14 protein-coding genes and 1 pseudogene are annotated in these 17,158 nt (G+C 47.4%); all 15 read left to right on the top strand.

Going from position 1 to position 17,158, the window contains the following annotated elements; all coding sequences use genetic code 11:
• The first annotated feature begins 15 nt into the window (after positions 1–15).
• The 15 genes and pseudogenes from NIES593_RS11260 to NIES593_RS11330 all read left to right on the top strand — a co-directional run bounded on the left by NIES593_RS11260 (position 16) and on the right by NIES593_RS11330 (position 17,158).
• The gene (locus NIES593_RS11260) at positions 16–1,071 is read left to right on the top strand and encodes a glycosyltransferase (RefSeq protein ID WP_073599660.1); all 1,056 of its coding nucleotides are present in this window, start codon (positions 16–18) and stop codon (positions 1,069–1,071) included.
• Positions 1,072–1,261: 190 nt separating this feature from the next.
• Entirely contained in the window at positions 1,262–2,497 is a 1,236-nt protein-coding gene (locus NIES593_RS11265) for a glycosyltransferase (RefSeq protein WP_073599661.1), read from the top strand.
• A 147-nt stretch (positions 2,498–2,644) separates the two neighbouring features.
• Complete coding sequence (locus tag NIES593_RS11270) at positions 2,645–3,745, top strand: glycosyltransferase family 4 protein (RefSeq protein WP_217651881.1); 1,101 nt, start codon at positions 2,645–2,647, stop codon at positions 3,743–3,745.
• 60 nt (positions 3,746–3,805) lie between these two features.
• Positions 3,806–4,573, top strand: coding sequence for an FkbM family methyltransferase (locus NIES593_RS11275; RefSeq protein ID WP_073599662.1), 768 nt, complete (start codon positions 3,806–3,808; stop codon positions 4,571–4,573).
• Between the two features lie 60 nt (positions 4,574–4,633).
• A complete protein-coding gene (locus NIES593_RS11280) occupies positions 4,634–5,920 on the top strand; it encodes a glycosyltransferase family 4 protein (RefSeq protein ID WP_073599663.1) in 1,287 nt (428 codons plus the stop codon).
• A 19-nt stretch (positions 5,921–5,939) separates the two neighbouring features.
• A complete protein-coding gene (locus NIES593_RS11285; RefSeq protein WP_073599664.1) occupies positions 5,940–7,055 on the top strand; it encodes a glycosyltransferase family 4 protein in 1,116 nt (371 codons plus the stop codon).
• Positions 7,056–7,113: 58 nt separating this feature from the next.
• Positions 7,114–8,580, top strand: coding sequence for a hypothetical protein (locus NIES593_RS11290; RefSeq protein WP_073599665.1), 1,467 nt, complete (start codon positions 7,114–7,116; stop codon positions 8,578–8,580).
• 145 nt (positions 8,581–8,725) lie between these two features.
• Positions 8,726–10,015 (top strand): WecB/TagA/CpsF family glycosyltransferase, encoded by a 1,290-nt coding sequence (locus NIES593_RS11295; protein ID WP_073599666.1) that lies wholly within the window; start codon positions 8,726–8,728, stop codon positions 10,013–10,015.
• 22 nt (positions 10,016–10,037) lie between these two features.
• On the top strand, positions 10,038–10,892 hold the full coding sequence (gene rfbF / locus NIES593_RS11300) for a glucose-1-phosphate cytidylyltransferase (RefSeq protein WP_073599667.1): 855 nt from the start codon (positions 10,038–10,040) through the stop codon (positions 10,890–10,892).
• Positions 10,870–11,865 carry an NAD-dependent epimerase/dehydratase family protein gene (locus tag NIES593_RS11305; protein WP_342747350.1) on the top strand — a complete coding sequence of 332 codons (996 nt, stop codon included), beginning with the start codon at positions 10,870–10,872 and terminating at the stop codon, positions 11,863–11,865. Before rfbF ends, NIES593_RS11305 begins: the two co-directional genes overlap by 23 nt.
• A 127-nt stretch (positions 11,866–11,992) precedes the next feature.
• Positions 11,993–13,261, top strand: a complete 1,269-nt coding sequence (gene metK / locus NIES593_RS11310; RefSeq protein ID WP_073599702.1) for a methionine adenosyltransferase — start codon at positions 11,993–11,995, stop codon at positions 13,259–13,261.
• A 126-nt stretch (positions 13,262–13,387) separates the two neighbouring features.
• Positions 13,388–13,726 (top strand): annotated as a pseudogene (locus tag NIES593_RS11315) (methylenetetrahydrofolate reductase); the annotation flags it as partial.
• Positions 13,727–13,797: 71 nt separating this feature from the next.
• Complete coding sequence (locus NIES593_RS11320; RefSeq protein WP_073599669.1) at positions 13,798–15,027, top strand: class I SAM-dependent methyltransferase; 1,230 nt, start codon at positions 13,798–13,800, stop codon at positions 15,025–15,027.
• A 57-nt stretch (positions 15,028–15,084) separates the two neighbouring features.
• The gene (locus NIES593_RS11325; RefSeq protein ID WP_073599670.1) at positions 15,085–16,395 is read left to right on the top strand and encodes a glycosyltransferase family 4 protein; all 1,311 of its coding nucleotides are present in this window, start codon (positions 15,085–15,087) and stop codon (positions 16,393–16,395) included.
• Positions 16,328–17,158: a PIG-L deacetylase family protein gene (locus tag NIES593_RS11330; protein WP_073599671.1), complete on the top strand. Its 831-nt coding sequence runs from the start codon at positions 16,328–16,330 to the stop codon at positions 17,156–17,158. Before NIES593_RS11325 ends, NIES593_RS11330 begins: the two co-directional genes overlap by 68 nt.

Here is a 17,158-nt window from a genome sequence, read left to right on the forward strand (position 1 = left end):
AGGGAGGTGTTAGGTGTGGAAACTCAGCCGCTAGTCAGCATTATTATTAACAACTACAACTACGATCGCTTTTTAGCACGGGCAATTGATAGCGCTCTCAATCAAACCTATCCTCGCACTGAAGTCATCGTCGTCGATGATGGCTCTACTGACAATTCGCGCAATATTATTGCCAGTTACGGCGATCGCATTATTGCCAAGTTACAAGAAAACGGCAAGCAGGCTGCTGCTTTCAACAGTGGATTTGCTATCAGTAAAGGAGAGATCGTTATCTTTTTAGATTCTGACGATTACCTTTTTCCCGAAGCCGTCGAACGCATCGTCGCAGTCTGGAAACCGGGACTTGCCAAAGTTCACTATCGCCTAGAAGTCGTCGATGCCTCTGGAGAGCCTCTCGGCTACTCAAGCCCTCAAGGTAACGCCCCGTTATCTACGGGAGAAGTCTGGCGAATTTTACTAGAAGATGGAGGATATGTCAGTACGCCCACCAGCGGTAACGCGCTCAACCGCAAAGCCATGGAGCCAATCTTTCCAATTCCAGACGAATATAAGCTCACGGCTGACGACTATTTATCAACCCTGATTCCTTTTTATGGAGAAGTCGAGGCAATTGAAGCCCCCCTGGGGGCTTACCGCATTCATAACAAAAATCAGTGGGCTTTGGCGACAGTAACGAGCGATCGCTTTCATCGGTTTGTCCGACACGATTTACAAAACTATGGGCTGTTGGTAAAAAAAGCCAACGAATTGGGCTACAAAGTGCCGGAAGATTTGGAACTACGGTCTATTGGACGGTTGTGGTCTCGAATCAGCTCCCTTAGATTGGACGCTCGCAAGCACCCCGTTCCTTCAGATCGCAGCCTACCACTGATTTATCAAGGAATTCGCACTTTATGGAAATATTCGGGCTTTAAGTGGCAAAAGCGGCTGATTTATAGCTTATGGTTCGTTTGGGTAGGACTGATGCCTCTGCCCTTGGCAAAGCCAGCCATTACCTGGTTATACGCGCCGCACTATCGCCCTAAAGCCATTGATTGGACGCTGACTAAAATTCGCTCGCTAGTTGGCTGATTGCGTTTCCGTCCGTTTTACTCCCTAGTTTCCCTTAAAATTTGCCATTGGTTGTTCTCATACCAATTCCCTAACAATCCGCTTCAGATCGAGCTTCGCGTCATCTGTAGCGACTTTTTTATAGTGAAAAGGTATTAGTGACGATGGATAACCTAACTAAATCTAAATAGACACAATAGACACAACTTGTATGATGGATTTTCCCTTGCGCGTCTTGTTTGTCAGTCACGCCTATGTCGTCGGCGTAAATCAGGGAAAGCTCAATGCGATCGCCAACACTGGCAAAGCTAAAGTTGGTTTGCTGGCTCCGAGCAATTGGAAAGCTGTGGAGTGGAATCGCATTATTGAGGTAGAAAAACCTTATCCGAATCTTCAAATTTATTCATCGCCTGTTTTCTTTAGCGGTCGAGTCGGCGCTCACTTCTATAATCCACGGGCTATCTGGCAAGTCTTAAATGACTTCCAACCCGATATCGTGCAAGTCGAAGAAGAAGCGTTTTCTCTAACTAGCTTCGAGATTGCGGTTTGGAGCAAGCTAACGGGTAAGCCCATGGTTGTATTTGGTTGGGAAAACATGGAGCGTCGCCTGCCCCTGCCGCGCTGGTGGATTTGTCAATTCGTGCTCGACGTGGCTAGCGCCATAATTCCCGGCAATCAAGACGGCGCAACGATCGTGCAGCGATGGGGATACCAAGGACTGCTAGAAGTGATGCCGCAGATAGGAGTAGACGATCGCTTCTTTGCACCGCGCGGACGGAAAACGTCGGAAATATCTGAGGATAGCGATCGCGAATTGCGCATCGGCTACTTAGGACGCATCACCCTCAGTAAGGGCATCGATCTGATCTTTGCCGCCGTTCGCCAATTGCGAGAACGCGGCTTGAACTGTCAAGTCATTCTATGTGGTTCGGGGGGCGATGAAACCATCCTCAAGCAACAAGCCCAAGAGCTACAAGTAGCAGACCTCGTAACTTGGCGCGGAGCCGTCCGCCACGAACAAACCCCGGAAGAAATCGCCAAATTTGACGTTTTAGTACTGCCTTCGCGCACTACCGCTACCTGGAAAGAGCAGTTCGGTCACGTTTTGATTGAAGCTATGGCAATGGGGGTTCCCGTAGTCGGATCTTCCTCCGGCGAAATTCCCAATGTCATCGGTCGAGCGGATTTAATCTTTCAAGAAGAAAACGCAGCAGAATTGGCAGCCATTTTGGAGCGCGCGATCCGCGAACCAGACTGGCGGCAGGAAGTAGCGCACTATGGAATGCAACGAGTCAGCCAACTCTACACCCACGAGCGAATTGCCGAGCGGTTACTCAATCTTTGGCAAACGGTACTCTCCCAAAGATACGGGCAAATTAGCAACGAACTAGACGAGGCGATCCTTAGCGAACCAAGCAATGCAATCTTAGAAGATTCGCAAGCTTAGCGATCGATAGATGGAGATCGATCTGAAGCGGCAATGCCCAAAAGACAGAAACTCGCTTAGACAGTCTTTTCAAAGAATTGTAAGAAGTTGGAGAGGGATTTATAAGAATATATGGGAGTCTCAATGCGTGTAGCGATCGCGCGACCAATGACTGAGGTCAGCATAGACATCTATAGCGATAATCTACTGGCAGGACTGAGAAAAGTTCGCCCTGACTGGGAGTTTATCGAGCTAGCCCCCCAGTCATTCGATCGAGGTAGTTCCTCGCTGTCCCTGCGATTGCAGAAGTACTACGAGCGATTTTGGCGCTACCCAAAAGCAGTCAAGCGGCAGGTCGCCGACATCTTCCACATCCACGAACCCAGCGAAGCGCACCTCGTTTATTGGTTGCGAAAGCTCGGTCTGCCCACAGTCGTTACCTGTCACGACCTGATTAACTTCTTCTACCCCAACAATCTGCAAGGAGCGGTGCAACTGCCGATTATTAGTCGAAGGGCATGGCTTTATGCCATCAGAGGCATGAAATACGCCGATCGCATCATTGCCGTCTCTTCTGCCACAGCTCGCGATACGACTCAAATCCTAAACATCGAGCCAGAAAGGATTAGCGTCATTCCTAATGCAGTCGAGCCGATTTTCGGTCCTCTACCCAAAGAACGAGCCGAATCCTTTCGCCAGCAGCAGGGAGCGACACCGGAAACTTTTTGTTTGCTCAATGTAGGCGCTAACTCGCCCCGCAAAAACATTTCCACTATCCTCGAAGCGGCGGCAATTTTGTGGCAGAGCGGCATCCCCATCCAGATGTGGAAAGTAGGGGCGGACTTCTCGCCCGAACAAAAAGCCTTCATCCGGGCTCGCGGCATAGAGTCCTGCATCAGGTATTTGGGAGTTCCCGATAAAGCTACCCTAGTGCAAATCTACAATGCAGCAGACGCTCTCATGGCACCGTCGCTCTTTGAAGGATTCGGCCTTACCCTCCTAGAAGCCATGGCTTGCGCTACGCCAGTCATTACCTCCAATGTTTCGGCTATGCCAGAAGTCGTTGGCGATGCAGGTTTGTTGGTCAACCCAAGAGACAGCCACCAGATAGCCGAAGCAGCGATTCACCTTTACAAAAATCCAGTCGCTCGCCAGGAATTGGTCGAGAAAGGTCTGGTGCGAGTTCGAGCCTTTACTTGGGAAAACACAGCCGAGCAAGTCGCTCAAGTCTACGAAAAGCTTCACTTTAACAAGCTATTGCATCAATGAAATCGAGAGCGAAAGTACCAGAGAGCCGAGAAAACTATAAAAATCCAAGGAAATAGATTGATGGTTGCAATGGCTACAAAAGAATTAGTTCGCAAAATCCTGCCTCCCTCGATTGTCATTCATTTGATGGCGGCAATGAACTGCTACAGCGGCGAACCCGAACTAAAACTGCTGAAATTCCTAGTCGAGCCAACTAAAAATAGTATCGATATTGGTGCTAATAAAGGTGTCTATACTCATTTTCTGTCTCAACTCTCGCGTCATGTATTCGCCTACGAACCCAATCCAGAACTGGCAAAGTTTCTTGTGCAAGCCGTTCGCTCGAATGTGAGCGTCTATCCGATCGCGCTGTCAGATACCGAGGGACAAGCCATCCTATCGATACCGATCGTCGATAATTTTGTCTACGATCAACTCGGAACCTTGGAGAACAATCCTGCTCCCGTCGAGCCGACGAGGAGCGAAACCTACAAAGTTCCCCTAGAACGACTCGACGATCGAGGTCATACCAATGTTGGATTTATCAAAATTGACGTTGAAGGACATGAAGAAGCGGTCATCGATGGCGCGATCGATCTATTAACGCGGCAGCATCCCAATCTCGTGATCGAAATCGAGCAAAAACATCACCCTAATAAAGATATCTCCGAAATATTTTCCAAAATCTTGGCGTTGGGTTACGAAGGATTCTTTCTTCTAGATAACAAACTGAGAAGCTTGAATGAATTTTCCCCAGAAAAACATCAAGATCTCAGGAATTATCGCGGTCTGTCGTCATTGGGGAAAACTTACGTTTGCAATTTTATCTTTAAGCCCAAATTAGCTTAGAGCCTTATTCAAGACATTGCAACGAATTATTTAGCTAGCTGCTGCCGATATCACTCACTTATGAAAGTTTTAATATCTGCTTACTCCTGCGAACCGGGTATGGGTTCCGAACCCGGCGTAGGTTGGAATATCGCACGGGAAGTTGCCAATTATCACGAGGTCTGGGTCATCACTCGACCCGATGAAAGCCGAGATATCATCGAGGCAGAGTTGGCACGCAATCCCGTCCCCAATCTTCATTTTGTCTATTTCACTCTGCCTTTTTGGCACGATAGCCGACGCTGGGGGTATTCGGGAGGAATGCAGTTGCACTATTATCTGTGGCAAATTCAGGCATACTTCGTTGCCCGTCGCCTGCATCAAAAAATCGGCTTTGACCTGATACACCACGTCACCTTTGTTAAGTACTCCAATCCGAGTTTTCTATCGCTGCTACCCGTTCCCTTGATTTGGGGTCCGGTAGGCGGAGGAGAATCTGCGCCAAAACCCTTTTGGAAGGATTTCAGCCGTCAAGCTAAAACCTATGAAATTTCGAGAAGCTTGGTTCGCTGGCTGGGAGAGCAAGATCCGTTCGTCCATATCACTGCCAGGAAAAGTGCTGTAGTCCGAGCCACTACCAAAGATACTGCCGAGCGGCTGTATCGCATGGGCGTAAATTACGTGCAAATTCTGCCCGAATCGGGGTTGTCCGAGCAAGACATCGCCATGCTGGCTCGATACGAAATGCCCCCCGAACAACCAGTAAGGTTTATTAGTATGGGCAGGCTCCTGCATTGGAAAGGCTTTCACTTGGGACTGAGCGCCTTTGCGCGGGCAAATTTACCCAATGCAGAGTATTGGATCTGCGGAGACGGACCCGAACGCGATCGCCTGCAAGCGCTAGCTCAAGACTTAGGAATCGCTCGTCAAGTTAAATTCTGGGGCAAACTTCCTCGCCATAAGACTTTAGAGAAATTGAGCGAATCTCACGTGTTGGTTCATCCCAGCTTACACGACTCTGGAGGATGGGTGTGCATGGAGGCTATGGCAGCCGGTCGCCCAGTCATCTGTCTGGATTTAGGCGGTCCTGCCGTTCAAGTAACCGAGGAAACCGGCTTCAAAATTCCGGCTAGCGAACCCGATCGCGCTGTCAGCGAGCTAGCACAAGCAATGATTTGCACGGCTCAAAACCCAGAACTGAGAGTCAAGATGGGACGAGCGGGTCGAATCCTTGTCAGTCAAAACTACAGTTGGAAAGTCATTGGCGAGCGTTTGAGCAAGCTCTACGTAGAGGTTGTCGAGCAACAGCGATCGAGCTTTCCCCCCTCGCTCGATCCCCAGACTCCCTCGCAGTTCCGCACCTATTAGTTTTTTTGCACCTCCCCCTATGCACGTTGCGATCGCTGCCCTACACAGACCTTCAAAGCCGACTGGTGTTTGCCGACATGCGGCAAATCTCGCTCGCGCTCTCGCCCAAACCAACCAAGTAACCAAAGTGACTCTCATTGTCGGGGCATGGCAAAAACATTACTTTGAAACCTTCTTTTCTTCCGAAAAGATAGAGTTGCTCGATGTAGACATCAGCAATAGCTCGTCGGCAAGAAATCTTTGGTTTCTCTTTGGATTGCCCAAATTGGTCAACCGCCTTCGCCCCGACATCATTCACATGTCATTCCCATTTCCCTTCTTCCGTCCGCTTTTCTCAGCTTCCGTCGTTTCTACCATTCACGATTTATATCCTTATGAGAAACCGGAAGTTTTTGGCTATCCAAACGTTATCTTCAACCGTTTGTTTTTACAGCAATGCGTCAGTAATAGCGACGGTCTGACTTGCGTTTCTAAAACGACCTTAGAAAGTTTTAACCGCTATTTTCCCAAGTTTCATTTACGCAAAGCGATCGCGGTTACTTACAACTACGTAGATTTTAGTCAGCTCGTTCCTAAAGCACTCGCTCGCCCAGAGCTTGGCGAAAACGATCCTTTCTTATTGTGGGTTGCCCAGCATCGTAAAAATAAAAATATCGATTTATTAATCGAGGCATACTCGACGCTAATTAAAAGCGATCGCCTCAAGCCTTCAACCAAACTAATTATAGTTGGCAGTCCCGGACCGGAGACAGAAAACCTGCACGAGCAAATTCAGACCCTTTCCTTGCAAGATCGAGTTTTGCTCCTTTCTTCTATCCAAGACAGCGAGTTATGTTGGCTCTACCAAAATTGTGAAATTTTTGTTGCTCCTTCGTCTCAAGAAGGATTTTGTCTGCCGCTAGCAGAAGCACTTTATTTTTCCTGTAAGGTGGTTTGCTCCGATATTCCCATATTTAGAGAAATTGGTTCCTCCAGTTGCATTTATTTCAGCCTTGAAGGTGACCCCCTCAATAATCTCTCGCAAGCCATTGTTCAATCTTTAGAGCAACCTTCTAAAAAAACTTCTGGCGATTGTCGTTTTTCCAAATCAAAGGTAGCAGAGCAATATTTAGCATTATATTCCGCACTAAAATAATCCTTTCTTAAAACTTCAATTAAAATCTTTAAAGCTTTAAAAAACTGAGGCTTAGCACATGAGTTTATCCTACGAGGAAGATGAGAAAATAGCTACTAGAAAAAAGAAAAAAAGTTTTTCTATTAATAACTCGACCCTGATTCTCTTGGCTTTTTCCACTGCTTTCTATTCTCGGATTTTTTGTTCGATAACTGGTGCTCCTTCAGCCCTCAATTTTTTTCACTTCGTATCGGTTTCTTTTGCCCTGGTAGTTGCGCTGGCGACAAGTCGAACCAGAGATCGCAAGCAAATCGCGCTCTCATGGACACTTTTATGGTGGCTCTTAGTTTTCTTAGGAACTATGGTCGCCAGTGCCCTTATCAATGGTGCGGGAATCATCAATGTAGTTTTTAATTTCCTTCTCCTCGGAGAGCCTTTTATGTTTCTGCTGGCGATAGTCGTCATTCCCCTATCGCCAGCAAGTCTCAAACAAATGAGACTATGGCTCTTAGTTTCTGCTCTGATTAATTTATTGTTGGCTCAACTCCAAAGAATTCTTTTGCTTTCCGGTAATATTAGTGCGGCGGGAATGAGGGGAACAATGGACGCGACGGATGGCGTTCAAGGAGTCTTTTTTGTGACGGGAGCGGGGGGTTACGTATCTGCTGCCGTCAGTGTAAGCGCTGCTCTGTACTTTTTTCTATATGTTAAAGCAGTTCCTCTCTGGATAAGAATCTTTGGATTAATTGGTGCAATCCATCAGATCCTTATCTCCGATACCAAACAAGTGCTTTTAACGTCGATCCTAGCCTGGGTAGTCTTAGTTTTAACGAAAGTTCAGAATATTAAAAAGCTCTTGGGATATTTAATTGCTTTTGCCCTAGCTGTCTCAGCATTTGTTTGGGCTGCACAAAACCTAGAAGCTTTTTCCGTCTACGGCTATTGGTTTGGTAGAAGCTATCTGTTTGGTATCGATGACCCTCAAAACAGCGCATTAGGAGTCAAGTCCGAGGGAATTCGCATGGTGCTTTCTCACTACCACTCGCCCTTAAATTGGTTTTTTGGTCTCGGTCCCGGTCATACGTTAGGACGATTGGGAGGATGGTCGATTCGCGAGTATTGGACGATATTAAGTCGTCTAGGAGCGACAGATCCGCCACTATATGACGAAATATGGAAGTTTATCAATGGAAATTGGCTTGCTTTGACAACAACTCTGGTCGTTCCTTTATTTAGTTGGGCTGGTATTTGGGGAGATTTAGGCTGGGTTGGACTTGGGGTTTATCTATATCTTGGATTTATAGTTTGGCAACGGCTTTGTCTAGATGACCTATCCAGGTTTTTATTACTCACTGTCTTCGTCTATGGTTTTTTTCTTACACAAATGGAAGAGCCAGGTTTTATGCTTACCATAGCTGCTTTCATCGGTTTGCGCTGGCATGAAAACCGAAGTAAGTTTCAGAACTATTTGTACGAACGCAAAAGCCAACTCCAATTTTCGGTGCTGCAAGACCCTAGTTCGTTCTCGCCGAATCGAACTCCCTAAAACAATTTGTATTCGCGATCTTTAAATTTTATTCAGCTTAAATATTCGGCAAAAAGAAAGGAAATCGAACTTCTTTCATGTTCTTTTCATGTTCTTTTTTAATTGCAATTTAATCAGAGCTCAGGAGGCATTAAGGATTTAAAAAATGATTCCTCAACCTTTGATTCCGAAAAAATATGTGCTTAATGCACCCATTACCGCCTTAACTTTTGAGGAACAGATTTTTTTAATTCTGAGGTGGGCAAGAGCGCGAGAGAGTAGGATCGTCTGTCTAGCCAACGTTCACATGCTCATGGAAGCTCACTGGCATCCAGAATTTGCCTCAGTATTAGCAGCAGCCGATCTCGTTTCTCCCGATGGCATGCCTTTGGTGTGGATGCTCAGAAAAATGGGAAAGCGCAGCCAAGACCGCGTCGCCGGAATGGACGTTTTTCTTCGTTTATGTCAGTTAAGCTCCCAAAGCGGCGTGAGTCCGTTTTTCTTGGGGTCTCAATCAGAGGTTCTAGAGCGAATGAGGAAAAAATTAGAACGAGAATTTCCCAACCTCAAGATTGCTGGCATGGAACCCTTGCCCTTTAGACCTCTGAGTCCGACTGAAGACCAAGCTCTGATTGAAAAAATCAACGCTAGCGGTGCTGGGTTGGTCTTAGTTTGTTTGGGATGTCCCAAACAAGAATATTGGATGCTTCAGCACCTCGATAAAATCCAGGCAGTCATGATTGGAGTAGGTGCGGTTTTTCCACTCTATGCGGGCATTCACCAAAGAGCGCCTCGCTTAGTGCGAGATACGGGTTTGGAGTGGTTATATCGATTGATACAAGAGCCAAATCGACTCTGGTATCGCTACAGTCATACCATTCCGCCCTTTATTTGGTTGGCTTCGCAACAACTGCTCGCACAGCCTAAGCGTCTGCCTGCAAGCAACCCAATTAAAAATTGCTTTTCTCCTTCTAAATCTGCGAATGTTATTGATTCCGCACAGGAATTGCCAATCGTCAATTTAGAATCTTCTAAAATTGGCGAAATTTTAGTAAGGCAAAACTTAATTTCTGAAACCGCTCTGTCAGCAGTGTTAGAAGAACAGCTCGGTCGTTCGGAGAAAAAGATCGGCGAACTTTTAGTGGAACGAGGGTATATTACTCAAGCCGAACTTGAATATCATCTGAGAAATCAAAAAATTAAGTTGGGCGAACTTTTAGTTCAGCGTCAGGTGATTTCTCAAGCCAAATTAAACAAATTGCTAAATTGGCAAAAATCTACTTTCACTTCTAAAAAATTAGGAGAGATTTTACTCCAGCAAAAACTTCTCTGTGCCGATGAGCTTTCACAAGTTTTAGTAGAGCAATACTGGCGGAGAAAAGGCTTATGGTTAATGACTGACAAGGTTGACGATCGCTATTCTTGGCAACTTGAAAGCCTGCATGTAAGCAATTGAAATAGTCAAAAAAGGAGAGGTTATGAAAGTAGCAATTCTGGCTGGCGGTCTGGGCACTCGGATCGCCGAAGAAACCGAGAATAAACCGAAACCGATGGTGGAGATTGGCGGACAGCCAATTCTCTGGCATATTATGATGCACTATTCCCACTATGGCTTTAAAAATTTTACGATCGCCCTCGGTTATAAGGGAGCGGTTATCAAAAAGTACATGGTAGACTATTGCTCCCTCAACAGCAACCACCTCACCGTAGAAATGCGAAACGGCCAGGTCAAGCATCATGGCGGCTACCAACTCGATTGGACGGTCGAATTAGTCGATACCGGACTGCACACCAATACAGGCGGTCGCATCAAACGCCTCGCTCCCCACATAGGCAATGAAACCTTCATGCTGACTTGGGGAGACGGCGTTTCCGACATCAATTTACACGATCTATTAGCTTTTCATCGCGCTCACGGCAAACTAGCTACCCTCACTGCCGTTCGTCCGCCAGCACGTTTTGGTCACTTAGAACTAGATGGCGATCGCATCGCAGAGTTCTCCGAAAAGCCTCAAACTAAAGAAGGCTGGATCAACGGTGCGTTTTTCGTCCTCGAACCCGAAGTGTTCGACTATATCGATGGCGACGATACTCAGTGGGAAAAAGAGCCACTGGAAAGATTAGCCAAAGACGGTCAGCTAATGGCTTACAAGCATGACTCATTCTGGCAATGTATGGATACGTTGCGCGACAAGCGTTTGTTAGAAAACCTATGGGCAAGCGGTAAAGCACCTTGGAAAACTTGGGAGGAATCAAATGAGAATACTACTAACTGGTCACAAGGGATACATCGGCACGGTAACAGTGCCAATGCTACTAGCCAGAGGGCATGAAGTCGTCGGGCTAGATAGCGATCTATACGAACGCAGCACCTTCGGAGAAGGACTGCCAGAAATCCCAGAAATTAAAAAAGATATCCGCGACGTGGAAGCCTCGGATTTAGAAGGATTCGATGCCGTGCTTCACCTAGCCGGACTCTCTAACGACCCGCTGGGCAACCTCAATCCCGATCTAACCTACGAGATCAACCATCTCGCCTCGGTTCGTCTGGCGAAATTAGCCAAACAAGTCGGTGTCGAGCGCTTCATCTTCTCCTCTTCTTGTAGCAATTATGGGGCGGGTGGAGAAGATTGGCTGACCGAAGACTCCCCTTTCAATCCCGTCACGCCCTATGGAATTTCCAAAGTTCGGGTAGAGCAGGATGTCGCGCAACTAGCAGACGACAATTTCAGTCCCACCTATCTGCGCAATGCGACCGCCTATGGAGTCTCGCCCCGTCTACGGTTCGACCTCGTTCTCAACAACCTAGTTGCTTGGGCGTTTACCACGGGTCGGATTTATATCAAAAGCGACGGTACCCCCTGGCGACCAATCGTCCACATTGAAGATATCTCTCGCGCTTTCATTGCTTCTGTTGAAGCCCCTCTCGAGTTAGTACACAATCAAGCTTTCAACGTCGGGCGCAACGAAGACAATTATCGCATTCGAGATATCGCCGAGATCGTTCGCGAGACAGTTCCTGACTGCCAGATCGAGTATGCCAAAGATGGCGGGCCGGATAAGCGCTGCTACCGGGTTGACTGTAGCAAAATTACCTGCACCTTGCCAGACTTCCAACCCCAATGGAATGCTCGCAAGGGAGCGGCAGAACTCTACGCGGCTTACCAAAAAGTTGGGTTAACCCTCGAAGAATTTGAAGGGCCGAGATACCAACGCATCGCTCACATCCAACAGTTACTCAGTAATGGATTGCTCGATGAAAATCTGCGCTGGAAAACTGAAGCGCTAGCAACTAATCGGGCATAAATATAAATCCCTAACCCTAATGCTGCGCGGAGGCGGCGGCAAAAAGCGATCGCCACCCAACCGTCTATCCAGAATGTCAAATTCTCTATCTGTACTGTTATTAAGAGAGGATTGAATTAAATTGAAATTGTCTCGTCGTTATTTATTTACTTCCGAATCCGTTACTGAGGGGCATCCCGATAAAATCTGCGACCAGATCTCCGATACGATTCTAGATGCTTTACTGGCAAGCGACGATCGCAGTCGCGTTGCCGCAGAAGTTGTCGTCAATACGGGTTTAGTCCTGATTACGGGAGAAATTACCACTAAAGCCCAAATTAACTATGCAGATTTAGCGCGGCGAAAAATTGCCGAAATCGGTTACACCAATGCCGAAAACGGATTTGCTGCCAATAGCTGTTCGGTTTTGGTCGCTTTAGACGAACAGTCGCCCGATATCGCCCAAGGAGTGATGGTGGCTCAAGAACAACGCGAAGAACTCAGCGATGACGAATTGGATCGCATCGGCGCTGGCGATCAGGGGATCGTGTTCGGTTATGCCTGCCGAGAAACGCCCGAACTGATGCCCATGCCCATCAGCTTGGCGCATCGCATCTCGCGCCGCTTGGCAGCCGTTCGCAAAACGGGAGATTTGCCCTACCTGCGTCCCGACGGAAAAACCCAGGTTTCCGTTATTTATGAAGATGGGCAACCTATCGGAATCGATACGATTTTAATTTCTACCCAGCACGCCGAGACCATTGGCGAGATTGCCGACAACGCAACCGTCCAGGCAAAAATTAAAAGCGATCTCTGGGATGCCGTCGTCAAACCCGTCTTTGCTGATATTGAAGTTAAACCTACTCAAGAAACTCGTTTCCTGGTCAACCCTACCGGAAAATTCGTCATTGGCGGTCCCCAAGGAGATGCCGGACTGACTGGACGCAAAATTATTGTCGATACCTATGGCGGTTACTCCCGTCACGGCGGCGGCGCTTTTTCGGGTAAAGATCCGACCAAGGTAGACCGTTCGGCTGCCTATGCCTGTCGCTATGTGGCTAAGAATATCGTGGCAGCAGGGCTGGCAGATAAGTGCGAGGTACAGGCAAGCTACGCGATCGGAGTCGCTCGACCCGTGAGTATTATGGTAGAAACCTTTGGCACGGGTAAAGTGGACGAGGAAAAACTGCTAGCCTTTATCAGAGAGTATTTTGAATTGCGTCCGGCTGGTATCATTCAGGATTTTAACCTGCGTCGCCTCCCAGCCGAGCGAGGCGGTCGTTTTTATCAAGATGTAGCAGCTTACGGACATTTCGGGCGCACGGATCTCGATTTGCCTTGGGAACGCACCGACAAAGCGGCGCTTTTGCAAGATGCTTTTGCTACTCCTTTATCAGAAGTGATAGTCGGAGTTTAATATTAAATCCGGTCGAACGTCCGCAACAATGATGGTCGGAGTGGGTTTTGAAACCTGCCCCGACATACTAAAGATGTTCGGATTGGATTATAACGAGCAAGCCTCGACATTTGATAACTCAATAAGCGGTTGGATAAATTTATGCACCAAATCGCGGCTGGAGCGGACAAACCCATACTAGCTGGAATTTTTTTGCTCAAATCGGCTAAAACTGCTGAATTTATCAATCGCTACGTGCCTGGGGTCGAAATCCCGCAAGACATCATCAAACGACTGGCAGATGCCCCCGATCCCCTGCAAGAAGGCGTTCAAATCGCAGCCGAACAGGTGCGGCTAGCCAAGCAACTCTGCCAGGGAGTACACCTGATGGCAGTCAAACGAGAAGATTTGATTCCCCAAATTTTGGATCTAGCAGGAATGTTACCCGTCGCTTGCAGCGAGGCAATTTCAGGACTGCTCGTCTAGCTCGACTCGATTAATTTCACTTTATATTTCGCCTTTCGCCACAAACGAAGAAATTATAGGAATAGTAAATTATGCAAGACCCAAAGCTAACTTGCCGCTCTTGCGGAAATTCCGATTTAGATTTGATTATCTCCTTTGGTTATACGCCACTAGCCGACGGACTCCTGACTAAAGACCAACTCGACAAACCAGAATATACCGCTCCTCTCGATCTGGCTTTTTGTCCCGACTGCGGACTCGTTCAGATTACAGAAATCGTTCCGCCCGAAATTCTCTTCTGCCGAGACTATCCCTATTTTTCTTCCGTGTCTCCATCCCTGCTCAAACACTTTGGAGACAGTGCCAAAGCCATCATCGAATCGAGACAACTTAATAGCAACAGCCTCGTCGTCGAAGCGGCTAGCAATGATGGCTACATGCTCAAGAACTTCTTCGAGCGAGGGATTCCCGTGTTGGGAATCGATCCAGCCTCCGGTCCGGCAGAAGCCGCGCAAAAGGATGGTATTCCCACCCTGTGTACCTTTTTTACTCAGGAGCTAGCCAAACAACTTTTAGCGGAAGGCAAGCAAGCAGATGTTTTTCTTGCTAACAATGTCTTGGCTCACGTGCCAGATCTCAATGGGTTTGTAGCTGGCATCGGCATGCTCTTGAAAAAAACGGGCGTGGCAGTAATTGAGGCTCCCTACGTCGTCGATCTGGTTGACCACTGCGAATTTGACACGATTTATCACCAGCACCTTTGCTATTTTTCCGTAACTGCTCTGGACAAACTCTTTAGAAGACATTCGCTCTATCTCAACGATATCCAGCGCACCTCCATCCACGGCGGTTCTTTGCGCCTATTTGTCGAGCCTCGCGAAGCCGTAAAGGAGTCAGTGAAGGCATTATTGAAAAAAGAAGCAGAATTGGGAGTCGATCGCATCGATTATTATCGAGAGTTTGGCGATCGCGTAATGAGCGTCAAGTATTCCCTGCTAGATATTCTTTGGGATCTCAAAAAACAAGGCAAAAAAATTGCTGCCTACGGTGCCGCCGCTAAAGCCACAACTCTGCTAAGTTACGTCGGCATCAATAAAACCCTGGTCGATTACGTGGTGGATTTGAATAAGTTCAAACAAGGACGCTACATGGGCATCAATCACCTACCCATTTTCCCGCCCTCGAAGCTTCTAGAGGATATGCCAGACTATGTTTTAATCTTGGCTTGGAATTTCGCCGAAGAGATTATGCAACAGCAAGAAGCTTATCGACAAAAAGGTGGAAAGTTTATTATTCCGATTCCAGAACCTACAATTGTCTAGTCGAAAAGCCGAGATAGCGAAACTGTAGCCTTTAGCCAATCCGAGAGCTGAGAATTCATGAAAGTAGCCTTTGTCAATCAACCTTGGGGGACGGTCGAACCTCCGGTTCAAGCAGGTTCTATTCCCATCATCATTTACCAAACCGCACGTCGTTTGGCTCGTTCTTGCGAGGTAACCGTCTATGCCAGGGGTAAATTTCGCAAGCAAGAAAAACCCCATGAAGGGGTAACTTATCGATACATCCCCCTCATTTTTGACAAATTCCTGCTGAAGCTACTGTCTAAATTTCCGCGACTTTTCGGTCTCAAAAGCGCTCCCGGCACCTCGGATTTTCATTACCCAGGCTATACGCTGCAAATAGCGATCGAACTGAGAAAGCAGAAATATGATATCGTTCACCTTCATAATTTTTCTCAGTTCGTTCCCCTCATTCGAGCGATTAATCCCAAAATCAAAATCGCCTTGCACATGCATTGTGAGTGGCTGACGCAACTCGATGCAGCGCTTGTCGAGAAACGGTTGCGCCACGTCGATCTCATTGTTGGTTGCAGCGAATATATTACTAACAAAGTTCGACAAAAGTTCCCTCAATTTGCCCATCGCTGCCATACCGTTTTTAACGGCATCGATGTCAATGCCTTTATTAACGAGACACACAGTCATCAAACCGATCGCGATCGCGCCAATCAACTCCTGTTTGTTGGCAGAATTTCTCCAGAAAAAGGCTTGCACGTCTTGATAGATGCCTTTCGAGAGGTCGTTCGCCACTATCCCAATACAGAACTAAAAATCGTCGGACCAGAAGAAGGGGTTCCCTTTAACTTTATTGTGGGAATAAGCGACGATCCTAAAGTTCTCGAATTGGCAACTTTTTATCGGGGCAATTATTTCTCCCAGTTAAAAGAGAGAATTTCGCCGGAGATTGCTAATAAAATCTCGTTTGTGGGTGCAGTTCCCCATTCTCAATTAGTCGAGTACTACCGAAATGCGGATGTCCTAATTAACCCATCGCTAAGCGAAGCCTTTGGCATGACTTTGGCTGAGGCAATGGCAATGAAGATCCCCGTTATCGGGGCGCGAGTCGGTGGGATGGTAGATGTGGTCGAAGATGGCAAGACGGGTTTCCTGTTTGAGTCGGCAGACCATCGGGCGCTAGCCGAAGCGATCGCGCGACTCCTGGCAGACGAAACGCTTAGAGAAAGGATGGGCAAGGCAGGTCGTCAGCGCGTTCTGGAGCTTTTTGACTGGGAGAGAGTGGTTGAAAATTTACTGTGCCAATACAAGAAAATCGGTGAGGCGAATGAGCAAGTTATCTCTGACGAGTCCGGTGCGTCAGTTTTATCGGTTCCTCCTCAACTCCACCCTTAACGAAAGTGGCGAAGACGATCTGGGGCAATCGGCGATGGTTTTTTCCCCCCACCAAGATGACGAAACCTTGGGCTGTGGCGGAACGATTATCCGTAAGAAAAAGGCGGGAGCCGATGTCAAACTCGTTTTTATGACCGATGGCAGCAGCTCTCATGCCCATCTCATTTCCGAAAACGAGCTAAAGTCTATCAGAGAGCGAGAAGCGATCGCGGCGGCTCGTCTCCTTGGGCTAGAGGCTAGCGATACGCTCTTTCTCGCCTTCAAAGACGGACGGCTAGAAAAACATCGGGATGCCGCCATTGAGAAAGTCAAAACCATTCTTCTCTCCCATCAACCTCAAGCGGTTTTTATTCCTTACTACAAAGAATCGCCCTCCGATCACTGGGTTACCAATCGAGTTGTTTTATCCGCCCTCAAACAAAGCGGGATAAAGGCAACAGTTTATGAGTATCCCATCTGGTTTTGGCATCATTGGCCCTGGATAGGGTTAGGGGGGAGCAGACGAGAAAAATTGTCTCTTTTAAAGAAAAGTCTACTGTCTGGCTTCGGATTGCAGATTCTCAAAGATTTCAGATGTGCCGTCTACATCGGTGAGGTTTTGGAACTCAAACGACTTGCCCTCAGCCAGCATAAATCTCAAATGACGCGACTCCTGAGCGATCCCAGTTGGCTTACACTTAACGACGTGTCAAATGGGGAGTTTGTAGAATGTTTTTTCCAGAACTTTGAGTTGTTTTATAAATATAATTTGCCGGAACGGTAG

The organism is Hydrococcus rivularis NIES-593, assembly GCF_001904635.1.
GTDB classification, from domain to species: domain Bacteria; phylum Cyanobacteriota; class Cyanobacteriia; order Cyanobacteriales; family Microcystaceae; genus Hydrococcus; species Hydrococcus rivularis.